This window comes from Thermoanaerobacter sp. RKWS2, assembly GCF_026240795.1.
GTDB lineage: Bacteria > Bacillota > Thermoanaerobacteria > Thermoanaerobacterales > Thermoanaerobacteraceae > Thermoanaerobacter > Thermoanaerobacter ethanolicus.
On record NZ_CP110888.1, the window covers coordinates 2,702,865 to 2,724,201 of the forward strand.

Sequence of the window (21,337 nt, forward strand, 5' to 3'; positions counted from 1 at the left end):
AGATTTTGCCTTAAGCTTCCTTCAGATTCCACCTCACGATGGACACCCTTGCTCTTGGCTAGTGGTTCCCACTACCAAGCCCACAGCGGACTTTCACCGCCTAGTTATCGCCCATGCCGGGCGCACATACAAAAACAGGGCCTCGCAAAATAGGCCCTGTTTATATTTCTACTAAATCACTTTCAATATTTCTTAAAGCCATACGCACCTCAAATTTTACTCCTGATTTTTTAAGTACATTTGTAACAGTCGCAAAGGCAAGTTCTGGTCTGTTGTTATTTTGGCTTAAATGGCCTAAAAAAGCTATCCCTATCGCTTTCATTTTAAACAGCTTCATGAGAGTGTCTGCTGCAGCATCATTAGAAAGATGCCCTAAATTAGATAAAATCCTTTTTTTAAGAGGCCATGGATATGAACCATTGATAAGCATTTCTATATCATGGTTTGCTTCTAAAAGTACTATATCGGAACCTATAAGATGATTTGCAACACCTCTCGTCATGTATCCTAAATCAGTAGCAATGGAAATTTTTTTATCTCCACATTTAAAGGAAAAACCTACCGGTTCCACGGCATCATGAGACTTTTTAAAGGGCATTATTTTTACATCCCCAATTTCAAATTCTTCTCCTGTGGTAAAATAGAGTTTGTTTTTTTCGGAAATTTCTTTTATGTCTTTCTCCATTACCTCCCATGTAGCTTTATTGGCATATATAGGTATATTGTATCTCCTTGAAAGTACCCCGGCTCCGATAATATGATCTTTATGCTCATGAGTTATAAGAATGGCAGATAGACTTTTAGGGTTTATCCCTATGTTAAGTAATGCTTTTTCAATTGTTCTACCGCTTAAACCCGCATCAACAAGTATATGTACATCTTTATGATTTATGTAAATAGCATTTCCACTGCTTCCTGACCTCAAGGAACAAAACTTCATAGCCAATATACCCGCATTGCGGGTATCCCCCTTTCTTTTGCTATCACAATTAATTATAACAATTTTTCTAAGGCAAGTGAAGAAATTTTCTTTTTAAAGGAAAAGTAATTATTCACATTCGATCTGTGTGCAAATTTTTCATAGCTCAAAAATTCCTCATAATTCTAGCAGAAAGACTTTCAACATTAAATTATCAACATATTCACATACATTTGTGGATAAGTTGATAATTTAAAAATATAAGAGGGGAATAACCCCTCTTATAGGGAAAGACCTAAATTACGTCCCTCAGAAATAGCGTGAACAATCTTTCTCACTTCTTTAGCATCTCCTATAACATGAAGCTTTTCTTGTGGTAAAATCTTACTAACCTCTTCGTAAAGCGAAGGATCTGGTTTTAAACCTACGGCTAAAACTATAGTATCGGGAAGTGGCAGCTCTTTTTCCCCTTCAGGTGTCTCCACCAAAAGGGCCTTTCCTACTTCCTTTAAACGAGTTTTTACATAAATTTCAACACCTCGTTCTTTTAAGCGCTTCATAATGAGAATCTTCTCAAAAACTCCCATGTCTCTTGCTACTTCCTCCAAAAGCTCAATAACCATTACCTTTTTGCCTTGTTCTGAGAGATAATCAGCAGTTTCCATGCCTATCAAGCCGCCACCAATTATAGCAACTTTATCGCCTGCTTGTTTTTCTCCTCTTAATACTTCCACAGCTGTCAAAAAGCCGTATTCTTTAAGTCCGGGAATAGGTGGTACAATTGGCTGTCCTCCTGTCGCAAAGACGACTTCGTCAGCCTCCCATTTTTCTATTTCTTCTGCTGTAACTTTATGATTAAGATTTAAAGTGACACCAACCTTTGGAAGTACCACTTTATAGTATTCCACGATGCCTTTCAATTCTTCTTTGTGAGGAGGAACAGAACCGGGCAAAACTTGACCTCCTATCTCTCCTTTTTCTTCATAAATGTATACTTTATGTCCTCTTGCAGCAGCAGTATAAGCTGCTTCCAAGCCTGCAAGTCCAGCACCAATGATAAATACTTTCTTTCCAGGTTGAGGTGCTTTTTGTATTTCGATTTCCTCCTCCTTGCCAACTGATGGGTTTAAATTACAACCAAAACGGCGTCCTGCTCTTAATTCATCTAAACAGCCTTGGTGACAAGCAGCACAACGGCGTATTTCCTTGCTGCGTCCTGAGATAGCCTTTTCTACAAATAGCGGATCAGCCACCAAAGGACGTCCAAGAGCAACTAAATCAGCTTTGCCTGATACCAATATTTCTTCTGCCAATTCTGGCGTATTGATTCGCCCGACAGCGATAACAGGAATATTGACCTGTTCTTTTATTTTTGAAGCAAATTCCCATGCCAATCCTTTTTGCGTTCCCAAAGTTTGCAATGTAATAGCACTAGACTCACAGCTACTTCCTAAAGAAACATCAATAGCAGCAACACCTTTATCTTCTAATGCTTTAGCCAAACGGATCGCATCCTCTAATGTCCAACCTCCTGGCACAAATTCATCAGCACTAATGCGTACAATAATTGGAAAATCAGCACCTATCTCTTTCTTTATTTCATCTAATATTTCCATCCCAAAGCGAATTCTATTCTCAAAACTGCCACCATATTCATCCTCTCTTTTGTTAGTATGAGGTGAAAAAAACTGGTGAATGAGATAACCATGTCCAAATTGAATTTCCAATGCATCTGCACCAGCTTCATAAGCTCTGACAGCAGCTTTTACGTAAGTATTTTGCCATTTCTTTATGTCCTCATGAGGTATTCCTTGTGGTTCAACTCCAATAGTTGGACAAGCTATTGGAGAAGGTGCGATAAGGGGTAATTTAGTTACCATTGGATTTGCTATCCGCCCCGCATGGTTGATGTAGACTGCGACTTTGCTACCATCCTCCTGTATGGGGGTAATAAGGTGGCGAAGCCCCTCTACCATTGAATCATCATAAATACCTAATTGACGCGGAATTTCTTTCCCTGAAAGGTCTACATATGCTGATTCTAAAACAATTAAACCTACTCCCCCTTTTGCTCTATTGACATAATATTGAATTAGGTCCTCTGTAACCTGTCCCTCTGATGTAGCATAACCAGTTTTAACAGGCGCCATTACTACCCGATTTTTTAAATTTAAATTACCTATTTTTATTGGCTTTGTAAGCTCCATTATATCACTCCTTTAGTGCAGTGTATTTTAAAATAATGTTCATAATTATTAAATTCGACATAAAATAGTCAATTCCTGCTTTGTTAAATTTTTGTCTTTGTTTGCTCTGAAATGTAAATTTTATATAATTATGTCTTCTCCACCTTTTCTAAGCCCAAGGATTTCTCTTTCAGAATATTTGGTAGTCCGTAAAATATAAAAAATAACTGAATCCTCATCTTTGTCTATTATTCTTGAAAGCTCTATTTTTAGTTTTTTAAGATTGGCTTCTGATATTTCGCCTTCTAAAACAGAATTTTGAACCCAGTGAAGGTATTTTCTGCAAGTCTTTAAAACTTTATTGACCCTTTTTTCATTCACATCGTATACTAAAATTAAAAACATATCTTATCACCTAAATTTACCATTGTGCAATAAAAGGCTTGTACTGTTCTTCTTCAATCAAGTGTTTTTCCAATTTATAAAGCTCTAACCTTATAAGTCTTCTATAAGAAACATTGTTAGAAAGATTCCTGTGTTTAATAGTTGTAGCAAGCTTATCTTCAAATTCCTGCACAAATACTTTTTTCCCTTTTTCTTTAAGTAATAATCCTTCTGCATCTTCTTCAAAGTCTTCTTTAGTAACCATTTTTTTGCTAAGCAAGGTAAATATAGTCCTATCTACAATGATAGGCTTAAAAATCTCTGAAACATCAAGATTTAAAGAAAAACGTCTAAAATTGGTCGCATGCAAAAAACCTATTCTCGGGTCTAAGTGGGTTTTGTATATTTCACTTAAAGTTGTCGTATACATCAAAGAATTTCCAAAGCTTATCAATGTATTCAAAAAATTTTGAGGTGGTCTTTTGCTTCTAAAGTCAAACTTAAAATCTGGGTTTTGAATTATCTCATCAAAAGCCTTATAATAATATTCCCTAATATTACCTTCTATTGCCATTAATTCATTTATTGTAGAAGTTGAATCAACGCTCTCCCCTAATTTTTCTATGGAATAAATGACATCTTCCAAATCTTTGCCTCTATTTGAATAATATTTCAAAACTTGCCTTATATTCTTATAAGCTCCTTCGACAAATTTTTGAGCAAGATAAAGCCTTTTACTTTCATCATTATAGTGCTCAGCTTGTCTTAATATCATATAGCCTGAGTTTAAATGTTCTCTTGGATAATAAGACCCTACATAATATCCATAATGATTGAAAAAATGAAGTATAATCTCTGATTGTGTTAAAAACTCAAGAAGTCTTTTGTTAAGGCTTACTTCTCCAAAAACCATTATTTCAGAAGTATTTTCTACTGGTATAAATTTTCTTCCATTTTCTCCTTCAAAAAATAGAGTATTATCTTTTCTTTTTAATTCCCCATCTGAAAAAATATAAATCGTTTTTTTCATGACATACAAAACTCCTTATACCCACAATTTTTACAATATGGAATTTTTATAAAAGCAGGTGGCTTTTCTTTATATACTATATCTTTAATTTCTTCAATTGCCTTTATAACTTCTCTTTCAAATTCTGGTGTAAGTTCTACTACTTCCCTCTTCCTTTCTTCTGGAAAAAAAAGTTGCCCTTTTGCAGTTATTCCGCTTTGCTTTAACTTGTAGAGATAAAATAAAAGTTGCATTTTAGCACTATCTTCAGCTTTTGAACTTTTCTTTACCTCGCCAATTAAAATATTATCTTTTTCCATTCTCACAAGGTCTAATACCACATTTTCAAAATGAATCTTTTTTCTATCCCTTTGATAAGAATTTTCATCAATAAGCCTACCTATTTCAATATAAGGATGTTCTTGGTCAGGCACTATCTGATGTGCCATAAGCCAAACTTGCCTTTTACAAATGGTATAACTTTGCATCAATGCCCCTGTAACCTCAAATTCCATAGTATCACCTGTATATTTTCTTTTCTACGGCATTTCCCATATAATTTCCTCTATTTGGTCTTCGGTTATTGTTATAATTTCTTCTTTGTCTAATAATTCCAAATCATACCCTTTAGGTAAACCAGGAATATTATAAACTTCAATAACAGTTCCTTCTTTACCATCTTTCAACCTGACAATATCATAAAGTTTAGCTTTCATCTTTTCGCTCATGTAGATCTAACCTCCTCTTTATACCACACATTTTCAAATTCTTTAAAAAAAACTATTTTAATAAGCACTGTTCAATTCCTTATATGTATTATATGTAAGCCAAAAACGAGATATCAGGGCAAAATTAATACCTATACATTCAATTCCTATAGGTAGGCTAAAAACACAATCCTTCTAATGCAGTCGGGCCTGTTGTTTGGTGTTTCAATCCCTTATAGGTAGGCTAAAAACTTGTATACGTACCACCTGGAGCAAGAGATGTTGTAGTATCGTTTCAATTCCTTATAGACTCCCATGCCGCAAATGCAGCACCAGCAGAGGATGAAAATGTCCTTTTTTGATGATATAATCAGTACAGCGGCTGGTGAAGAAAGGTCGTTCTTACCTTGGTGCTTTGAGCCCGACTCATAGACAGACTCCAACGACCAGGTGCACCACAGATTGTTGCTCCCTTTACGGGAAGCACGCAGGATAGAATAACCCCTTATGGTTGTTGCACCAGCTCTTCAATTTTACAGTCGCTATCGTTCAAATTTTAAAAAAGGAGTTGGTTCTTTCATGGATTTAGTTTATTCTCATGTTTGCGGATTAGATGTCCATAAAAAGAATGTCGTAGCTTGTATAATAACACCAGAAGGTAAAGAAATCCGCACTTTTTTCAACTATGACCGATGACCTTATTGCATTAAAAGAATTTATTAAAGCTAAAGGTTGTTCTGTTGTTGCTATGGAAAGTACCGGCTCTTATTGGAAACCTATTTACAATCTACTTGAGCTTGAGAGCATTAAAATCCTACTCGTCAATGCTAAGCATATTAAAAATGTCCCTGGTAGAAAAACCGATGTAAAAGATGCTGAGTGGATAGCAAGTCTCTTACAACATGGCCTTTTGCAAGGCAGCTTTGTGCCAGATCGTGAACAAAGAGAACTTCGCGAGCTTGTACGCTATAGAAAAAGCCTCATTGAAGAAAAATCAAGAGAACTTAATCGCATACAAAAGGTTTTAGAAGGAGCTAATATCAAACTGTCTTCGGTAGTCTCTGATATCAACGGGGCATCCAGTCGTTCTATACTTGAGGCTATTATAAATGGTGAAGAAAATCCCGAAACCCTGGCTGAGCTTTCTCAAGGCAAGCTAAAAAATAAAATGGATGAACTAAAACGCGCTTTAAAAGGCTTGATCAATCATCACCAAAGGATGCTTCTGGAAATACAGCTTAGACATATTGATTACCTTGATGAAGAAATAGCAAAATTAGACGAAGAAATTAAAAATCGAATGCTCCCTTTTGAAAAGACCTGGCACTGCTGGATACAATCCCTGGAGTCGGAAGAAGAACTGCAGAACAAATAATAGCCGAAATCGGCACGAATATGGAACAGTTCCCCTCTGCTGCCCATTTGTGTTCTTGGGCAGGGTTGTGTCCAGGTCATAATGAAAGTGCTGGTAAACAAAAGTCTGCAAGAACTCGAAAAGGTAACCAAAAATTGCGAAGCTCTCTTATTGAAGCTGCCAGAGCTGCCTCAAGGGCAAAAGATACTTATCTCTCAAGTCAGTACCACCGCATCGCTGCTCGAAGAGGAGCAAACCGTGCAGCAGTTGCAGTGGCACATAGCATTTTAATTATAGTTTATCATATTCTCAAGCAAAAGCAACCATATATTGAATTAGGTCCTACTTATTATGAAGAGAAAAAGCGTAATATGATTATTCGTCAATCTTTAAAAAAGCTAGAGTCTTTAGGCCTTAAGGTCACGGTCGAATCTGCAGTGTCTTAACTTTTAATTTAACTTTATTAACCATTTATTTATCCCATATTTTTACATCGGTATGGGTTTAGTTTTTTGTTGCCTTTTTGAGAGACACTATTTTCAGGATAGGTAGGCTAAAAACCTGTATTTCATTATCTGCCATATTCTCACCTACCTTTTGTTTCAACGAACTAATCTTGAATTTCCCTCAAGTATCGGTTTCCTGATTACTATTAAAGCAGCCTAATCATTCATTGCAAGGGAGGTGTTTTCAAGATGTCGTTCGTTGATTGGGTCGAAGAAAAAGTCAATACCGAATTCGGCCCAGCAATTAAGCGATTTAATCCAGTAACAGGCGAGACTGCCTTTTTCGCTCCACACGGAGAGCAGATTGGCAAGTCGTTTATTGACCCGCTTGCGAAACGCCCAATCAAGAAAAATAACACCTGTGAGGTAGAAACAGCCCGTAAAATAGCACGGGAACAACTGAGCCAATTCCCGCAGGAAGATGCCTTCGTTAAATACGTTAAGAGCAGTTTAGAAGAAGCTCGGACAGTGGAGCGCATTGACAATTTGATGCGTCTGCTCTCTCAACATTTTATCACTAAAACCGCAAGCACGGCTACTGTTTCAAAATCTCAAAAGGAGGGGTCAAATATGCGAAATGAGATAAGAAAGCGTTACGAAACCGATGAGATATTCCGCAAGAAAGTTGACAAGGTTGCCAAACAATGGCAGGCATTGAGAGGCAGCAAAAACTCTCTGGAAAGCTACGTGGAGGTAGTGCTCCGCAACTACGAGGTATCGAAATCTGTTGTTAAAGGGACATCCTTTGCCCTTTCAGACGATGAAATCCTTCAGGGACTCTTAGATTCTGTTAAGAAGGATGTTGTCCAGAAAAATTTCAGGCGAGCTACCGCTTTGCAGAGAGAGGTTGAGGAAGGAAGCTACGACTTGGAACGTATTGGTCGCTTCCTTGAAGATACCTACGGGCTGAAACGCCCGCCGTTTACCCCTAACGATTTTGCAAGACTGTCTAAGGACAATAAGGAACATTACGAACCCTACCCGTCAAGTATGTACCGCGCAGTAACGCTGCAAGCAAAAGATTTGCAAGGGCGGTTAAGCCAATGGTTGAAAGAATTGCCAAACGCTCTTAGCTATCGTGACAGGCTAACTTCCACCGCAAAGGAAGGGGTTGCAAAACAGCTAACCGATATTCTCTCCATGCTGATGACCGTGGGTACTTTGGATGATGCCACAGTCGATAAGGTTTCTACGCCCACCCGAAAACGTGACAGTGCCACGTACACGCAGATGGAGATGGAAGAGTTCTTCAAGAGAGGCCAAGAACTTGCCAACAAATGGCACACCTTCGTTAAGAGAGTGCAAGCTTCTGTGGAAAAGGAGAAGTCCGAAAGGAGTTACCTCTCCGGAGACTTAAAAACTTTGTCCAACGTGGCACGCTGGCAGTATCCTAACAACCTTCAACCGGATATTGAAAAGCGTGACGATAGCGGTTTCTGGAGCGGTGTTTTTAGAGCATTACCACCTTCTCACGAGCTTAGCAGGCTGATTAACCAAAGAATCTTTAACGAGTAACCGAAAGGAGATGAATATGATGCTACCCATTTTTTACTGGATTAAGTGGAATGACCTGATGAAAGACGAACTGGCTCAGAAGTTGTCTCAAACCTGTTTCGGAAATTTCGGGTATGACTTCCTCTGCGCCTTTGGCGACAACGAATGGCAAGCTTTACGTCACTGTCCACTGGGAATGCAATGCTGCGAAGCAACTTACCACTACGAGTTAGTACCTCAACACATCAAAAAGCAGCTGGAGTATGCAGGATAAGACTGGAGCAATAACCATGATTGCGTATCATCAGGTTAACATTCGTCTGGTAGACGGAAAGCCACAGTTCGTATCTCCGTTCATTAGCCGGTTGAGGGTTACTCACACGTGTCCTACCTGTGGGAGGGAGTTGAGACCGCTAACCTTCGAGGTCGGAAAGGTTACAAAAGCAGAGCACTTCCATCCGAAGAGTCCAGTAACTGATGACGATGGAGGTATCTACTCCTTTCCAATCAAACCGCTTTTTTCATCCTTTGGGTTTATTACGTTGGAAGGTCAACCGGTCGGAGAAATTCGTGAGCAGCGTGTACCTGACCTACAAGTACCAATTTTGCAGAGCGAGGCGTTTCTCCCACAGAGCATTGAGCAGGTGTTCTGTGGTCTATGCCATCGTCCAATTGAGTTGGAAGTCATTCCTCTCTATCACCATCGACACGGAAGGCTGATACCAGTCTGCTGTTTACAGGAACCACGAACACTCTTGGAAGTTGCCTTCTCACACCAGAAGTCGGAGTGGAACTTGAGAATAGCTGATGGAACATTCTTCTTGGAGAAGAAAAAGTTCCTCTCTATAAAGTTCCGTTGGTGTAACTTAAAATTTTATCCATTAAGGAAGCTAAGGAGGTGAGATTCATGGTTCTGCCTAAAAGAGGAACACCTGAATATGAAGCGTGGCGTAATTCTCCAGCCTATGAAGAGTGGCGAAAAAAGACAAGTCAAGTAGTAAGGAGCCTCTGGCAAGACCCTAACTCAAAGATACGTCAAAAATTGCAATCCGATGAATATAGAGAGAAAAAACGCCAATTTTTGAAAGCGCAATGGCAGGACCCTAACTCAAATATTCGTCGCGCTTGTCAGTCTGAGGAATTCCGGAAAAAAGTAAGTCACGGGGTAAAAGCAGCGATGAACGACCCAGAGGTAAAATCACGACAAATCGAGGGCGTAAAGCGAGCTTGGGAAAATCCGGAGATTAGAGAAAAGTATCTGAACTACCTCCGTGACCCAGAAGCTAACCAAGAACGCAGGAAACGCATTTCTGAAGGAATGCGAAAAAGCTCAAAACGTATTGGCAGACCACCCAGGGATGGTGATAAAGAATGTTCTGGCTGATATGGTCACTGGTAACTCTATCTGTGATCGGAAACGGCTATCTTTATTTGAAAAGAGACAAAACCGTATTTTAGCACGTGAAAATATCGTTGGATTAACGTTTATAAGCCTCTATGCACCTAGGAACTTTTTTCTTCAACTATTTTTATACGTAAAAATAATAACCAACTTATTTAAGGAGGTATGATAACTGTGCAACGAGAGCCTTTCTACACAAAAGACTTGCACTTCGCTGCTTATCTAATGCTAAATGGGTATGAGCCGGAAATCAGAATTCCATTTTCTAAGGCGAGAAGAGCGATATTCCTTTACCCAGATGCTGACTTCTCCACCCTACGGGACTTGCGGACGAAGTTCGAGGGTGACAAAAACCTGACTGTGAACCTGTTCGACTACGTTAGAGCGATGCGGGAGCTTGGCGACCGCATTAACTACATCAAACGAGAGACATTGAAGAAGGAGGCTGGTCAAAATGACCACAGCGAGGGCGTTGGAATGTAACGTTCAGGACAACTTGCTGCAGCTACTTTCACCACTTTCAATGGAAGACCTGAAACGAAGCGGACTAAACGAAGAAACCATTAAGAAGATGGGCGTAAGGGATGCTACAGATGTAGAGAGAAACTTGACTCCTTTCCCACAAAGCACCGGTTACGTTATTCCGTATTTCGATAAGGACGGAAATCCCATTCATGACAGGCTTATTACTGGTGAGAAAGAGGAAATTCCGTTCTTCCGTATTCGCTACCATCAACCGCCGGTCAATTCAGAAGGAAAACAGATTAAGTACGCTCAGCCAAAGGATACTGGCGTTCATGTTTACGTACTACCGGATATATGGAAGATAGCTAAAGATACGTCTAAACCGCTCGTTGTAGTAGAGGGCGAAAAGAAGGCTGCCAAAGCAGTACAGGAAGGAATTCCCGCTATTGCTCTTGGCGGTGTTAATAATGTCAAACATGGTAAGTACAGAATTAAGCCTAACGAAATTGAAGAAAGCAAAAGAGGCTTTATCACTTTTACGATAAAGGATGCTGATGCTATCCAGTTGCTGGAAGAAAATGTGGCTCCAGAACTTCTTGAGTTTGACTGGAGACAGCGGACAGTATACATCGTCTTTGACAGCGATTCAGCAAGTGGCTTTCCAGTCAAAGAGCAAGTTCAGCAAGCAGCCTTTGATTTCGCCTTCTGGTTGTTCAAACGTGGTGCTGATGTAAAACAGGTAATCCTACCTCATCCGGAAAAGGAAGGAGAAAAGATTGGACTGGATGACTTCTTGCTTACACACACCGCTGACGATTTTTGGGAATTGGCTAAACAGGCTCGTTTTCCGATACAACCGCAACTGCGAAGTTGGTTGCAAAGGCACCTAAGAAAACGAGGTCTAAACCAGGACGATTACAAAATGGCAGCTACGGCAATAGTAGCCGACCTTGATTATGAAGGACGACGTTATCGTGATGAAGCGGATAACAGAAAATTCTACTATTTTGACGGGAAAGATAAACTTCTTTACGAAGTAGACTGGACTGAAAATGCAAATGCTTTCCGGGTTGGAGAGTTTGCGGAGTTAATCACAGCTAAATACGGTATTGGAACCGCTGATAGAGAAGTCATAAATCGTCTGTCAACAGCTTTCATACAGGGCTGCCCTCGTGTGAGGATTCGCAAGGTTTCATACGTAAGCGAGCCACCAAAAGTATCAACGGATGCCTTATACGTCCAGCTTAGCGATTCGGCAGTTGCAAAGGTAACTAAAGATGCTATCACTTTGGAGGATAATGGCGTTGACGGAGTGCTGTTTAAGAAAGGAATTGTTAAGCCGGTTAAGATAGACTTCCAAAACCTGCCTTCACGACCAAAACGGTTATGGCGTCAGGTAGTGAACACTCTCAACCTTGACAGTCATTCTATTTTTACGGACGAAGAACAAAGAGCACTGCTTGAAGTCCTTTGTTACCTCTCCCCTCTCTTCCGGGATTGGAGAGGATTGGAGTTGCCAGTTGAAATGGCTATCGGTGAAGCTGGTTCAGGTAAATCTCGTTTTTACTATGTTCGGACAGGAGTTCTTGTTGGAGAGATAGGCGTTGGAGTTACTCCAAGGGATATTCAAGAGTTGCGAACTTTCCTTGCCAGTGCCCGTGGGATTTACGTTTTTGATAACGTCAGACCAGGTAGCCTGAGAAATTACCGGGAACAGTTTGAAGAGGAAATCGCAAGGGCGGTTACGCTTAAGAAAATCCAATATCGTCCGCTCTACTCTAACACGGATGTGACAATTAAGACAGACTGCACTTTCGCTATTACTGCTACTCGTCTACCTATTCACGCGTCAGATTTGATGGAGCGGTCGTTGGTTTTTCGGTTCAAAAAGATACCGGAAGGGCAAAAAGTAGATGACTGGGAGTGGAAGGTTCTTTATGATACGCCGGGAAGAGAAGCCTTGCTTTCCGATATGCTCGTTGCCGCTCAACGTTTCTTCCAGCTTGTCGATACGAAGTTTGAAGCGTACCGGCGTAAGAGTATACGTCTTGAGGGCTTTGAGAGAGCATTGCTACTGATGGCAGAAGCCCTTGATGAAAGCAAGCAGCTACTTTCCACAATGGAAACAGTGGTTGACAAACTGCCACAGGTTATACGGGAAACACAGTACCAAGCCGATAACGCATTGATGGTTTTGAGAGAATTTGCGGAGAAGAGAAGACAAGAAGTAGAAGCAGGACAAAAGAAACCTGTCTTCCAGCTTAGAGAAATTACTGATTGGGTTCTTGCTAACTCCAATGGCCCAAGCACCATACCTTATCCCTTCCATAATCCGCAGGAACTCGCTGGTTACATTCGGGAGCAGGAGGAGCTAGTAGCAGAAGTTACTGGAATTCGAGTTCACCGAAGAGACCCGAACACCACTTATTACACCTGCTAAAAACCACCACTCATTAAAGCTCAGCTAAGTGATAATGCTTGGCTGGGCTTTTCTGTTGGTTCCCACGCCTAGCTTTGCTAGCATCGAAGCTAGCTAAGCTAGCACGAAGCTAGCAATCGAAAATCCAATAAAATCAATAGTTTGCAGCGTTTTTGCTAGCTTTTTTAGCTTTTTTAGCATATCTCTTTATATGGAATTTTTTAAGAGAGGTGTTTATAAAAACTATATATAGAGATATACCCAAAAACCTAAGATAGCTAGGCGCGAATCGTAAAATACTTGCAAATAGTAGATTTGCCGTTGCTAGCTTCGAGCTAGCGGGTGCTAGCCCTAAGCTAGCAAAGCTAACAATAAGCTCCTCTGTAAGGCAGCTACTTCCTCCCTCTTCCGAAGTAAAAAAGTTCCTCCCTATAAAGTTCCTGTCAAGCCCTTTATAATTTAATCATTAACAGTAAATGGTAGGGAGTGAGATTATATGCGTAATTCCGCTTACGAGGAATTCTTGAAGGAAATCGAATATCAAAACCAGCGATGGAGCAACCAGCAGTACGCCATCCTGATTGAGGTCATACCGTGGGTTACGAATTACGACCAGGAGTTTTGGGATATAATCTGTGCTTCATACTATCACGATATTGATGAGTTACCGGAAGCACCGCTGGTTGTCGTTGAAGGGAAAACGTATAAATGGCACGAGGATGTAATGGACGCTCTTGGAGACGGTTTCACTATGAAGATGTTACCAATTATGCTAGAACTAGGAGCGACAGTCCGACCAACCTACTACATCAACTCTCCGGACGAAAGAGTTCGCTACTTCTTCGATGTTATCATCCCTCGGCACGAGAAACAGCAGTTCCTTAACAAGTTTTTCGATGCCGTCCGAAGTGGAAATTAGAGGAAAATATTGGAGGTGATTACTATGCCCTACCCTGTTCTTAAAATAAGTGACTGCGACTCTACCTCTTATCAAAGGTTTGAGACATACAAGCAAGTATGTTACGAAAACAGTCTTCCAATGATTGTTGTAGATTTCCAGACGGAGCATAATTATTGCGAAGTTACCCTTGACCTCTCTTCCACCGGACTAAAATTTCTCCCTTCCGAGATGAAGGCTCTGGAGAGAATTAGCAAGCGTCATGGATGGCTCTCCTGTGTTGACATTACCCCTACAAAAGCAAGATTCTTATACAGTAACTGGAGTGACCCATCAGAACAAGAAGACTACAGCTTCCTTCTTGAAGACATTTTGAAGTGGGTGGACAAAAACATACCTCGTTCTTCCATTTTTGCTATTCTTACCGCTCCGTTTTACGCTACTGCTCAAGTATCTGTTGGCTGAAAAACCGTAAAGCTCAGCAGCGTATCGAAGCTAAATTGATGGAACTCTGTTCTCGCAAGTAGCCTCCCCTTCCTTATTCGGTATTGTTTTCTGACGATGAGCCTTAAAAGCAGGCTCTTTTTTCTTGTAAAGTTTTCGACATTATCCGACAAAAAATCTGGTTCCCCTCTTTTATTCATGACTGACCTATACTATAATATAATCATAAAATGTTAAAATTTTCCAACAAGGAAAGGAGATGATTCTATGACCAAACGGGAGACACTCAAAAGAGTGCGAGACATCATCCGATGTCTGGAACACCAACAAACCCTACCTACAGATACCTGTTCTGTGGTAGCTGCAAAGAAGCTGGAGATGCTCGTGAAAGAGGCTCCAGCTTCTCTCGTTTATGAGCTTTCCTGCATTCACAGCCAGCTTATCCACTCCGGAGAGGACGTAGGCACTGTCCTGAACCGACTGAAACGACTCCTACATAACGAGGGGAGGTGATTACCGTGGCACCAAGAACCAAGAGCGAGCCGGTTGAACCCAAGCAGTCTTTAGTAATCCCAGCAGGTAATACCCCACCGGAATTGCAAGCATTACGGTCAAAAAGAGATGCTTTCCGTGCTAACCTCCAGTACGCTATCAGGCAGGAGGAAGTTTACCGCAAGAAGTTTGAAGCTGGCGACGAACTGGCAGAACTGAAGATGCTGGAACAAAGGCTACGGGTTGACTGGTACTCAAAAAAGATTGCCGAAGTAGAACAAGAAATCCAGCGATACTATCTCAAGCGTAAATCGGAGAAAAAAGACCTGGAACCTGAACAAGAAAAAGCCAAAAAGGAAGGCGTTGCGTAAAGAAAAGCGTGGCGCCTTCTGGTTTTTCTCTCTTGCAAACCAATTATACGACTCTATGCCCTACGGAACTTTTTTCATCAATATTTTTATACTCCTACGGTTATTAGCAACTTTCTTGGGAGGTGATACCATGACGAAAATACGTACCTGCAAGACCTGCCCTCTCTACGATAGAGAGCTTTCTCGCTGCCGGATGGGTTTCGTTAACCCTTCCACTAAACAGGCTACCACGAAAGCGATGGGTACTTACGGCAGCGATTACATCTGCCATTACAACCGCTGGAAGAATTCTGGTACATTGAAGTATCAGCTTTATCTATAAGTAGCCTAACCCACCTCGATTTACTTTCCGTAGTTGACTTTCGTGATAGACTTTGATATAATATCCATCAGAATACATCAAGTTGATTGAGGTGGGTTGCATGGCTCCTCGGAAAACGGAACCACGTACTAAATTAGTAAGCGTTACCTTTACCGAAGACGAATACGAAGCCGTTAAGAAAGCAGCATTGATGACCGACCGTAGTCTAGCTGCCCTTGTCCGGTGGGCTGCGATAAAGTACCTTAGAGAGGTTGACCTGCTCCCAAGCGGAGAAGAATTCGGGAAGGAGAAAGTAGATGATGAAAAATTGGTATAAATTTGTCATCCCGGTGGTAATAGCTGCTGCCGCTATCGGCGGATATTTAATTTTTTCAAAGCCTCAAGTGGTAACACAACCAGCAAAGAATAACCAAGTACAGGAAGTAGATAAAACAGCTTCTGAAAATACTTCCGCTGCTCAAGAAGTTGCGTCTGCGGATACGCCGGATATTGTTATCACCAAAGAAAACCTCCATATGTCAGATGTTCCCCTACCCGATAAAAATGTGGTGGAAAAAGTTCAAGCTGAACTGTTTAAGGACGTTAAAAAGGAAGACCTAGAAAAAGCAAAAAAGACCGTTCACGAACTACATATGTCTTTCGAGTCCGGTTTTGTTTATGAAGCAGAAAACTGGATTAAAAAGTACAGCGACCCTAACAGTCCGGGTTGGGTCTTCTGGGAGAAAACCGGCACAATCGAAATCCCCGATTACACCGAAAAGGTGTATAACGAAAAGGACGGTAAATGGTATATCCAACAACTTGAAGAAGTTAAAACCACTTTCGCTGGTAAAACAGCCTTCGCTGACGATATTGCTAAAGCTCAAGAACTGATAGACGAAGCCGTGAAGAACCACGACATCAAAAGTCTGTGGTATGCTCATCAGGTGTTGCATGACATCGACTATTGGGTATTAAATTATCCTATTCAATATCCCAAAGGTACTGCTGCCCCACCTGATTGGAAGGGTGTGGAGACTTATTTTGGTGTCACAAAAACAATAGAAGGTCTTTATCAGACGGCACTTGCAGGATACATTTATGATGAACAAACTGGACGGTATATTAACAAAACTACCGGTGTTTGGTATGTCATTAAGGACGGATATAAGGTAATACCATCCGAAGAATATTTTGACCCCGATAAAGTAGGCATACCCAGCGGTATAAATATTTCAAACCGTCCCAATGATGTATGGGAGCTAAAAGAGGTACGGGAAATAACCGTTCAATCAGGGGATACGTTGGTTGACATTATCAACCCGTACTTTATGAATGAGCATTTCAGAATGGATTATGAATGGTATGCCAAACAAGTTCTGGAGCTTAACAACATTGCTGACCCACATTTTATCAAAGCGGGAGACACATTAAAAATACCAATTTACATTGATAAAGAAGCTGAGTAGTTGCTCGTTTATCGGTGTATCTGCTCTTCCTTATTAGAAGGGTGTGGAGACGTATTTTGGAACACTAGGTGTTTTAGATTGGTTTTATGGAAAGGGAGGAAAGACAGTTGATCCTGTTATTATCTATTTTGTTACTTCTGGCCACTTTTTCGACCAAACTGATTTCTCGACTCGGCGTTCCCGGTTTAGTGATTTTTTTGGGCTTGGGAATGCTTTTCGGGAGCGATGGCCTTAACCTAATATATTTCGATGACCCTTTACTAGCCCAGCGGATAGCCAATGTAGCCCTGATTATTATCCTTTTTGAAGGTGGCTTTAATACCAAAAGAGAGGAATTACAGTCGTCCTTCAAACCAGCTTTTACCTTGGCGACGGTAGGTGTCTTTATTACCGCCGTAACTCTAGGACTGGCCACCCACTACATCGTTGGGCTCAGCCTCGAGGCCTCCCTACTGGTAGGGGCCATCGTTTCTTCCACCGATGCTGCAGCAGTTTTTTCTATTTTTCGCAATAAGAGCATTCAGCCCAAACTGGCCACCACCCTGAAAGCCGAATCTGCCTCCAACGATCCAATGGCCATTATCCTGACCATAGCTCTGCTCGACTATATGAAGAATACAAATTTTAACCTTTTTCCCTTTATCGCTCACTTAATGTGGCAGATTGTGGCCGGAATTGGTGTGGGGTATCTGCTTGGTAAGCTTGGACCCTATCTCTTTAACCGGGCTCGCCTTGAATCGGGTGGTTTTTACTATGTTTTGAGTCTCGGTTTCTGCTATTTGAGCTTCGGAGTAGCGGAGATAATCAAAGCCAACGGCTTCCTCGCTGTATTCATAGCTGGTTATTTGTTGGGGAATAGCAAGTTCGTCTACAAGCAGGGAGTAGCACGCTTCCTAGAAGGCTCCTCCACTTTCTGCAACATCATCCTCTTTCTAATGCTGGGGCTGCTGGTCTTTCCTTCGCAACTTCTCCCCTTTATCAAGGAGGGGGTGTTTATTGCTCTGCTACTAATGCTAGTGGCACGGCCAACAGCGGTCTTTTTAACGACCCTGTTTTGGGATTACAACCTCAAGGAAAAACTATTCCTCTCTTGGGGAGGTATAAGGGGCTCAGTCGCCATTGTACTGGCCACTTACCCCTACGTTGCAGGAGTCGACCACAGCAACTATTTTTTTAACGTTGTGTTCTTCATCATCTTCCTAACGGGCTTAATCCAGGGGTCAACCCTCGACATTTTAGCCCACAAGCTCCGGTTATTTGCTGGAACCAAAAAGACTCCTCCCCATTCCCTTGAGTTAATCTCTACGGAAACTACCGAATGCGAGTTGTTGGAGTTTGAAGTCGAAAAAGGGTCTTCTTTGATCGGTAAGCGTTTGGAGCATATCCCTCTACCAAAGACCACGCTGGTTACTGCCATTGTAAGACATGACGATATAGTAACCCCCCGGGGCGACACGGAGATCCAGGAGGGAGATATCTTATTTATCCTGACCCACCAGGAAGATAAAGAGCACCTGATAGCGCTGCTGGAGTAGCCTAAGATAAGAGATTCTTTATTGCATTGTTTCTCGCCTAGAATTGGCTAAACTAAAATTTCTATTATCCGAGAAATTGACGATAGCGCTTTCGTAGCCATAGAAAATGTTCACGAGGTACTTGAGGAAGGGTTCTGCAAACAACTAATTCATTAAATGTTCAGCCGGTAAGAGTAGCTATTGCCTAAGCTAGGCGTGTCGAATTATGTAGAAAATTTTGGAAGCCCTCTTTTAAGTTGCTAGGAAGCATCTTAAAATATAAACATAGAGCTAATAAGTACGGTGTAGGAGGTGAATGCTTTGGCTAAAACTCATTTAGGTAGATGCGAGTGCTGCGGTTATGAGGTCTATATCGAAGACTTCGCCGGTCATGATAAACCCAGGAAATTCGCCAAGGTTCCAGGGCGTGGCGATGTACTTCACGCTCGAATAGTGATGGAGAAGAAACTTGGTAGAGAATTAGACGGCTACAACGAAGCTGTTCACCACATCAACGGCGACTGTCTCGATGACCATCCAGAAAACCTAAAAGTAGTGACACGCAGGCAGCACGCTATTGAGGGTCAGAACACCTATATTGACCCACCAGGGGAAGATGAGCTAAGCACTCGACAAGCTGCAGCAATCCTTGGGATAAGTCCGAATGCAGTACTTCAAGCGGTACATCGAAAGAAAATTCCAGCGATACGAAGAAAGACTGTTCATAATGGAGACCAGTGGTTTATTAAACGAGATGACTTAGCTCTTTATTGCATGGCAATTTCCATGCTTAACATGCTCCAACAGAAGGCAAAAATGCAACCAGTGGAAGAAGGTGTCCCATTGTGACTAAGGCTGTAGGTTACATTAGAGTAAGTACGGAAGAACAAACTTTGCATGGTTACTCTCTTGAAGCTCAGGCACAAGCAATCAAGAAATACTGTGAGCTTCAGGGATGGGAACTTGTAAGGATTTACCGAGATGACGGTTACAGCGGTGCCTCTATGGAAAGGCCAGACTTGCAGCAGCTTCTCGAAGATGTTTATTTAAGAAAGTTCGATGTGGTAGTAGTCTGGAAACTTGACAGATTAAGCCGTAACTTAAAAGATACCCTCTACCTCCTCGATGATGCCTTAGAGAAGAACGGGATAGGCTTCACCAGCATACAGGAGCAATTTGATACTACTACTCCTATCGGTAAGGCAGTTATGCAAATCATTGCAGTATTCGCTCAACTGGAAAGAGAAATGATTACCGAGAGGATGAAAATGGGAAAGTACCAAAAAGCTCGATTAGGTCAGTTCCCGGGTGGTCATGTCCTATACGGTTATAGGAAAAATCCACAGACGGGAGAATTTGAGGTTAACGAGGAAGAGGCAAGAATCGTCAGGCTCATTTATCACTGGTATGTGTATGGCGATGAAAGCGGCCAACCATTGGGTATGGAAGCTATTGCTGATAAGTTAACAAATATGGGTGTCCTTCCTCCCTCTGCTGTCCGTGGAGTTCGGGTAGGAGTCAGAGGCAAGAGAGGTCAAAAAGGTGAATACGTCAAGCACTGGTCAAACGCTACTGTCAGACAGATTCTTACTCATCAAGCCTACATCGGAAAAAATTATTTCGGACGTGACGGAAAAAATGCAGAACCTGAATATACTAAAGATGATTGGATACCTATTCCTTTCCCGCAGATTGTTGATGACCACATTTACCAGTTAGCACAAGAACGCAGGAAACGTGCTAAATTCTGGCAACGCACACATGAAACGCCATTACTTACTAGCATTATTCATTGCGGTGTATGCGGGTTACAATTTAGAGGAACTTACGACCACGGAAAAACAGCAGTTTACTCCTGTTATGGCAGGCTTAAACGCTACCACAGAGATGGAAGTCCTACATGCGATTCTCCGAGAATTCCTGCTGACTGGCTTGACCAACAGGTTGTGCTGAAGGTATTGGAGGCCCTACAGAGGCCAGAGCAGATGAGAGAAGCAATAATGGCTCACTTAGAAAGTTGGGAACGGAGAAAGCGGGAACTGGAGCTTCTAGTTGGGCCTTCGGTTAAACAAATGAAAGAATTGCAGGATGAGCAGGAAAGGCTGAACTACCTCTTCCGCAAAGGAAGAATATCGGTATCAGAATACGAGAAGGAAGCTTCTTCACTGGATAAGAAGATAGCTGAGCTCCGTGAACAACATAAGCATCAAACGAATGAACTCCGTCACTTACAGAAGCTCGAAAAAGATTTGGACTTTATAAAACAGGCTCTTGAGAACGGCTACTGGAAAGTAGAGTACGAAGCACTGCAAAATGAAATTAAAATGATGTGGGATACCGCTTTAACTATTGACAATAAAACAGGAGAGGTAGTAGTTACCACTCCCAGACAGGAAAAGAAAGTTACTATTGATTTTAGCGAAGCTGGTAAGCAAATTCCGGAACAGGAAGAACTATTAACTTTTGCAATACACGGAGGTGGCAAGATTGCAACACGCCAGCTATTTGATAGGCTTCATATTACCGTTCACGTATACCATGACCGAGTGGAGGTGAGAGGGTTAATACCAATAGGGAATATCAATATTAGTTCGTTTCAATTCCTTATAGGTAGGCTAAAAACTTCTATTCTATTCATGTCCGCTGGTTGTACTACATCGTTTCAATTCCTTATAGGTAGGCTAAAAACCAGTTTTGAGAGACACAAATATGCCAGCAATTTTACTGTTTCAATTCCTTATAGGTAGGCTAAAAACTTTCTTTTCCATTGATGGTGATAATTCTTTTTTCAGTTTCAATTCCTTATAGGTAGGCTAAAAACGGAATGCCGTAATGAATATGGCAAGAGAGATTGATAGTTTCAATTCCTTATAGACTCCCATGCCGCAAATGCAGCACCAGCAGAGGATGAAAATGTCCTTTTTTGATGATATAATCAGTACAGCGGCTGGTGAAGAAAGGTCGTTCTTACCTTGGTGCTTTGAGCCCGACTCATAGACAGAC

21 protein-coding genes and 1 pseudogene are annotated in these 21,337 nt (G+C 41.4%); 16 read left to right on the forward strand and 6 right to left on the reverse strand.

Translation table 11 applies throughout. From position 1 onward, the window contains the following. Positions 1-160: 160 nt before the first annotated feature. The 6 genes from OEI98_RS14280 to OEI98_RS14305 form a co-directional block, all read right to left on the reverse strand. Positions 161-940, reverse strand: coding sequence for an MBL fold metallo-hydrolase (locus OEI98_RS14280; RefSeq protein ID WP_003871085.1), 780 nt, complete (start codon positions 938-940; stop codon positions 161-163). Between the two features lie 260 nt (positions 941-1,200). Then, positions 1,201-3,126, reverse strand: coding sequence for an NAD(P)/FAD-dependent oxidoreductase (locus OEI98_RS14285; RefSeq protein WP_266038632.1), 1,926 nt, complete (start codon positions 3,124-3,126; stop codon positions 1,201-1,203). Positions 3,127-3,246: 120 nt separating this feature from the next. Then, complete coding sequence (gene cas2 / locus OEI98_RS14290) at positions 3,247-3,510, reverse strand: CRISPR-associated endonuclease Cas2 (protein WP_003871087.1); 264 nt, start codon at positions 3,508-3,510, stop codon at positions 3,247-3,249. A 16-nt stretch (positions 3,511-3,526) separates the two neighbouring features. Continuing rightward, on the reverse strand, positions 3,527-4,519 hold the full coding sequence (gene cas1b, locus OEI98_RS14295; protein ID WP_004399636.1) for a type I-B CRISPR-associated endonuclease Cas1b: 993 nt from the start codon (positions 4,517-4,519) through the stop codon (positions 3,527-3,529). Continuing rightward, positions 4,516-5,013 (reverse strand): CRISPR-associated protein Cas4, encoded by a 498-nt coding sequence (cas4, locus tag OEI98_RS14300; protein WP_003867574.1) that lies wholly within the window; start codon positions 5,011-5,013, stop codon positions 4,516-4,518. The genes cas1b and cas4 overlap by 4 nt, the downstream gene beginning before the upstream one ends. 24 nt (positions 5,014-5,037) lie before the next feature. Beyond that, positions 5,038-5,226 carry a hypothetical protein gene (locus OEI98_RS14305; RefSeq protein ID WP_019908140.1) on the reverse strand — a complete coding sequence of 63 codons (189 nt, stop codon included), beginning with the start codon at positions 5,224-5,226 and terminating at the stop codon, positions 5,038-5,040. A 558-nt stretch (positions 5,227-5,784) separates the two neighbouring features. Between OEI98_RS14305 and OEI98_RS14310 the strand changes: the two are divergent. From OEI98_RS14310 to OEI98_RS15430, 16 genes and pseudogenes are all read left to right on the forward strand, one after another. Further along, a pseudogene (locus OEI98_RS14310) lies at positions 5,785-7,005 on the forward strand (IS110 family transposase). A 249-nt stretch (positions 7,006-7,254) separates the two neighbouring features. Next, positions 7,255-8,580 (forward strand): hypothetical protein, encoded by a 1,326-nt coding sequence (locus OEI98_RS14315; RefSeq protein ID WP_266038638.1) that lies wholly within the window; start codon positions 7,255-7,257, stop codon positions 8,578-8,580. A 242-nt stretch (positions 8,581-8,822) separates the two neighbouring features. Continuing rightward, positions 8,823-9,461: a hypothetical protein gene (locus tag OEI98_RS14320; RefSeq protein WP_266038640.1), complete on the forward strand. Its 639-nt coding sequence runs from the start codon at positions 8,823-8,825 to the stop codon at positions 9,459-9,461. A 5-nt stretch (positions 9,462-9,466) separates the two neighbouring features. Beyond that, on the forward strand, positions 9,467-9,943 hold the full coding sequence (locus OEI98_RS14325) for a hypothetical protein (protein ID WP_266038642.1): 477 nt from the start codon (positions 9,467-9,469) through the stop codon (positions 9,941-9,943). 183 nt (positions 9,944-10,126) lie between these two features. Then, complete coding sequence (locus OEI98_RS14330) at positions 10,127-10,444, forward strand: DUF5659 domain-containing protein (RefSeq protein ID WP_266038644.1); 318 nt, start codon at positions 10,127-10,129, stop codon at positions 10,442-10,444. Further along, positions 10,416-12,866 (forward strand): DUF3854 domain-containing protein, encoded by a 2,451-nt coding sequence (locus OEI98_RS14335; protein WP_266038646.1) that lies wholly within the window; start codon positions 10,416-10,418, stop codon positions 12,864-12,866. The genes OEI98_RS14330 and OEI98_RS14335 overlap by 29 nt, the downstream gene beginning before the upstream one ends. Before the next feature lie 502 nt (positions 12,867-13,368). Beyond that, positions 13,369-13,764 carry a hypothetical protein gene (locus OEI98_RS14340; RefSeq protein ID WP_266038648.1) on the forward strand — a complete coding sequence of 132 codons (396 nt, stop codon included), beginning with the start codon at positions 13,369-13,371 and terminating at the stop codon, positions 13,762-13,764. Positions 13,765-13,788: 24 nt separating this feature from the next. Beyond that, positions 13,789-14,208, forward strand: a complete 420-nt coding sequence (locus tag OEI98_RS14345; RefSeq protein ID WP_266038650.1) for a hypothetical protein — start codon at positions 13,789-13,791, stop codon at positions 14,206-14,208. Positions 14,209-14,705: 497 nt separating this feature from the next. Further along, complete coding sequence (locus tag OEI98_RS14350; protein ID WP_266038652.1) at positions 14,706-15,050, forward strand: hypothetical protein; 345 nt, start codon at positions 14,706-14,708, stop codon at positions 15,048-15,050. Between the two features lie 193 nt (positions 15,051-15,243). Beyond that, complete coding sequence (locus OEI98_RS14355; RefSeq protein ID WP_266038654.1) at positions 15,244-15,372, forward strand: hypothetical protein; 129 nt, start codon at positions 15,244-15,246, stop codon at positions 15,370-15,372. Between the two features lie 100 nt (positions 15,373-15,472). Continuing rightward, positions 15,473-15,688 (forward strand): hypothetical protein, encoded by a 216-nt coding sequence (locus OEI98_RS14360; protein ID WP_266038657.1) that lies wholly within the window; start codon positions 15,473-15,475, stop codon positions 15,686-15,688. Next, positions 15,669-16,820 carry a LysM peptidoglycan-binding domain-containing protein gene (locus OEI98_RS14365; RefSeq protein ID WP_266038659.1) on the forward strand — a complete coding sequence of 384 codons (1,152 nt, stop codon included), beginning with the start codon at positions 15,669-15,671 and terminating at the stop codon, positions 16,818-16,820. Before OEI98_RS14360 ends, OEI98_RS14365 begins: the two co-directional genes overlap by 20 nt. Positions 16,821-16,927: 107 nt before the next feature. Further along, complete coding sequence (locus OEI98_RS14370; RefSeq protein ID WP_266038661.1) at positions 16,928-18,355, forward strand: potassium/proton antiporter; 1,428 nt, start codon at positions 16,928-16,930, stop codon at positions 18,353-18,355. 63 nt (positions 18,356-18,418) lie between these two features. Beyond that, positions 18,419-18,511: a DUF2179 domain-containing protein gene (locus OEI98_RS15425; protein WP_416237354.1), complete on the forward strand. Its 93-nt coding sequence runs from the start codon at positions 18,419-18,421 to the stop codon at positions 18,509-18,511. Between the two features lie 144 nt (positions 18,512-18,655). Then, on the forward strand, positions 18,656-19,183 hold the full coding sequence (locus OEI98_RS14375; protein ID WP_266038663.1) for a helix-turn-helix domain-containing protein: 528 nt from the start codon (positions 18,656-18,658) through the stop codon (positions 19,181-19,183). After that, positions 19,180-21,081, forward strand: a complete 1,902-nt coding sequence (locus OEI98_RS15430) for a recombinase family protein (protein WP_416237339.1) — start codon at positions 19,180-19,182, stop codon at positions 21,079-21,081. The genes OEI98_RS14375 and OEI98_RS15430 overlap by 4 nt, the downstream gene beginning before the upstream one ends. The last annotated feature ends 256 nt before the right edge of the window (positions 21,082-21,337 follow it).

What these genes read in the sequence shown, in the direction of transcription:
- cas2 (WP_003871087.1), bottom strand. Translation starts at nt 3,510, where the DNA reads ATGTTTTTAATTTTAGTATACGATGTGAATGAAAAAAGGGTCAATAAA.
- OEI98_RS14355 (WP_266038654.1), top strand. Translation starts at nt 15,244, where the DNA reads ATGGGTTTCGTTAACCCTTCCACTAAACAGGCTACCACGAAAGCGATG.
- OEI98_RS14280 (WP_003871085.1), bottom strand. Translation starts at nt 940, where the DNA reads ATGAAGTTTTGTTCCTTGAGGTCAGGAAGCAGTGGAAATGCTATTTAC.
- OEI98_RS14335 (WP_266038646.1), top strand. Translation starts at nt 10,416, where the DNA reads ATGACCACAGCGAGGGCGTTGGAATGTAACGTTCAGGACAACTTGCTG.
- cas1b (WP_004399636.1), bottom strand. Translation starts at nt 4,519, where the DNA reads ATGAAAAAAACGATTTATATTTTTTCAGATGGGGAATTAAAAAGAAAA.
- OEI98_RS14345 (WP_266038650.1), top strand. Translation starts at nt 13,789, where the DNA reads ATGCCCTACCCTGTTCTTAAAATAAGTGACTGCGACTCTACCTCTTAT.
- OEI98_RS14330 (WP_266038644.1), top strand. Translation starts at nt 10,127, where the DNA reads ATGATAACTGTGCAACGAGAGCCTTTCTACACAAAAGACTTGCACTTC.
- OEI98_RS14315 (WP_266038638.1), top strand. Translation starts at nt 7,255, where the DNA reads ATGTCGTTCGTTGATTGGGTCGAAGAAAAAGTCAATACCGAATTCGGC.
- OEI98_RS14360 (WP_266038657.1), top strand. Translation starts at nt 15,473, where the DNA reads ATGGCTCCTCGGAAAACGGAACCACGTACTAAATTAGTAAGCGTTACC.
- OEI98_RS14325 (WP_266038642.1), top strand. Translation starts at nt 9,467, where the DNA reads ATGGTTCTGCCTAAAAGAGGAACACCTGAATATGAAGCGTGGCGTAAT.
- cas4 (WP_003867574.1), bottom strand. Translation starts at nt 5,013, where the DNA reads ATGGAATTTGAGGTTACAGGGGCATTGATGCAAAGTTATACCATTTGT.
- OEI98_RS14365 (WP_266038659.1), top strand. Translation starts at nt 15,669, where the DNA reads ATGATGAAAAATTGGTATAAATTTGTCATCCCGGTGGTAATAGCTGCT.
- OEI98_RS14320 (WP_266038640.1), top strand. Translation starts at nt 8,823, where the DNA reads ATGCAGGATAAGACTGGAGCAATAACCATGATTGCGTATCATCAGGTT.
- OEI98_RS14305 (WP_019908140.1), bottom strand. Translation starts at nt 5,226, where the DNA reads ATGAGCGAAAAGATGAAAGCTAAACTTTATGATATTGTCAGGTTGAAA.
- OEI98_RS14285 (WP_266038632.1), bottom strand. Translation starts at nt 3,126, where the DNA reads ATGGAGCTTACAAAGCCAATAAAAATAGGTAATTTAAATTTAAAAAAT.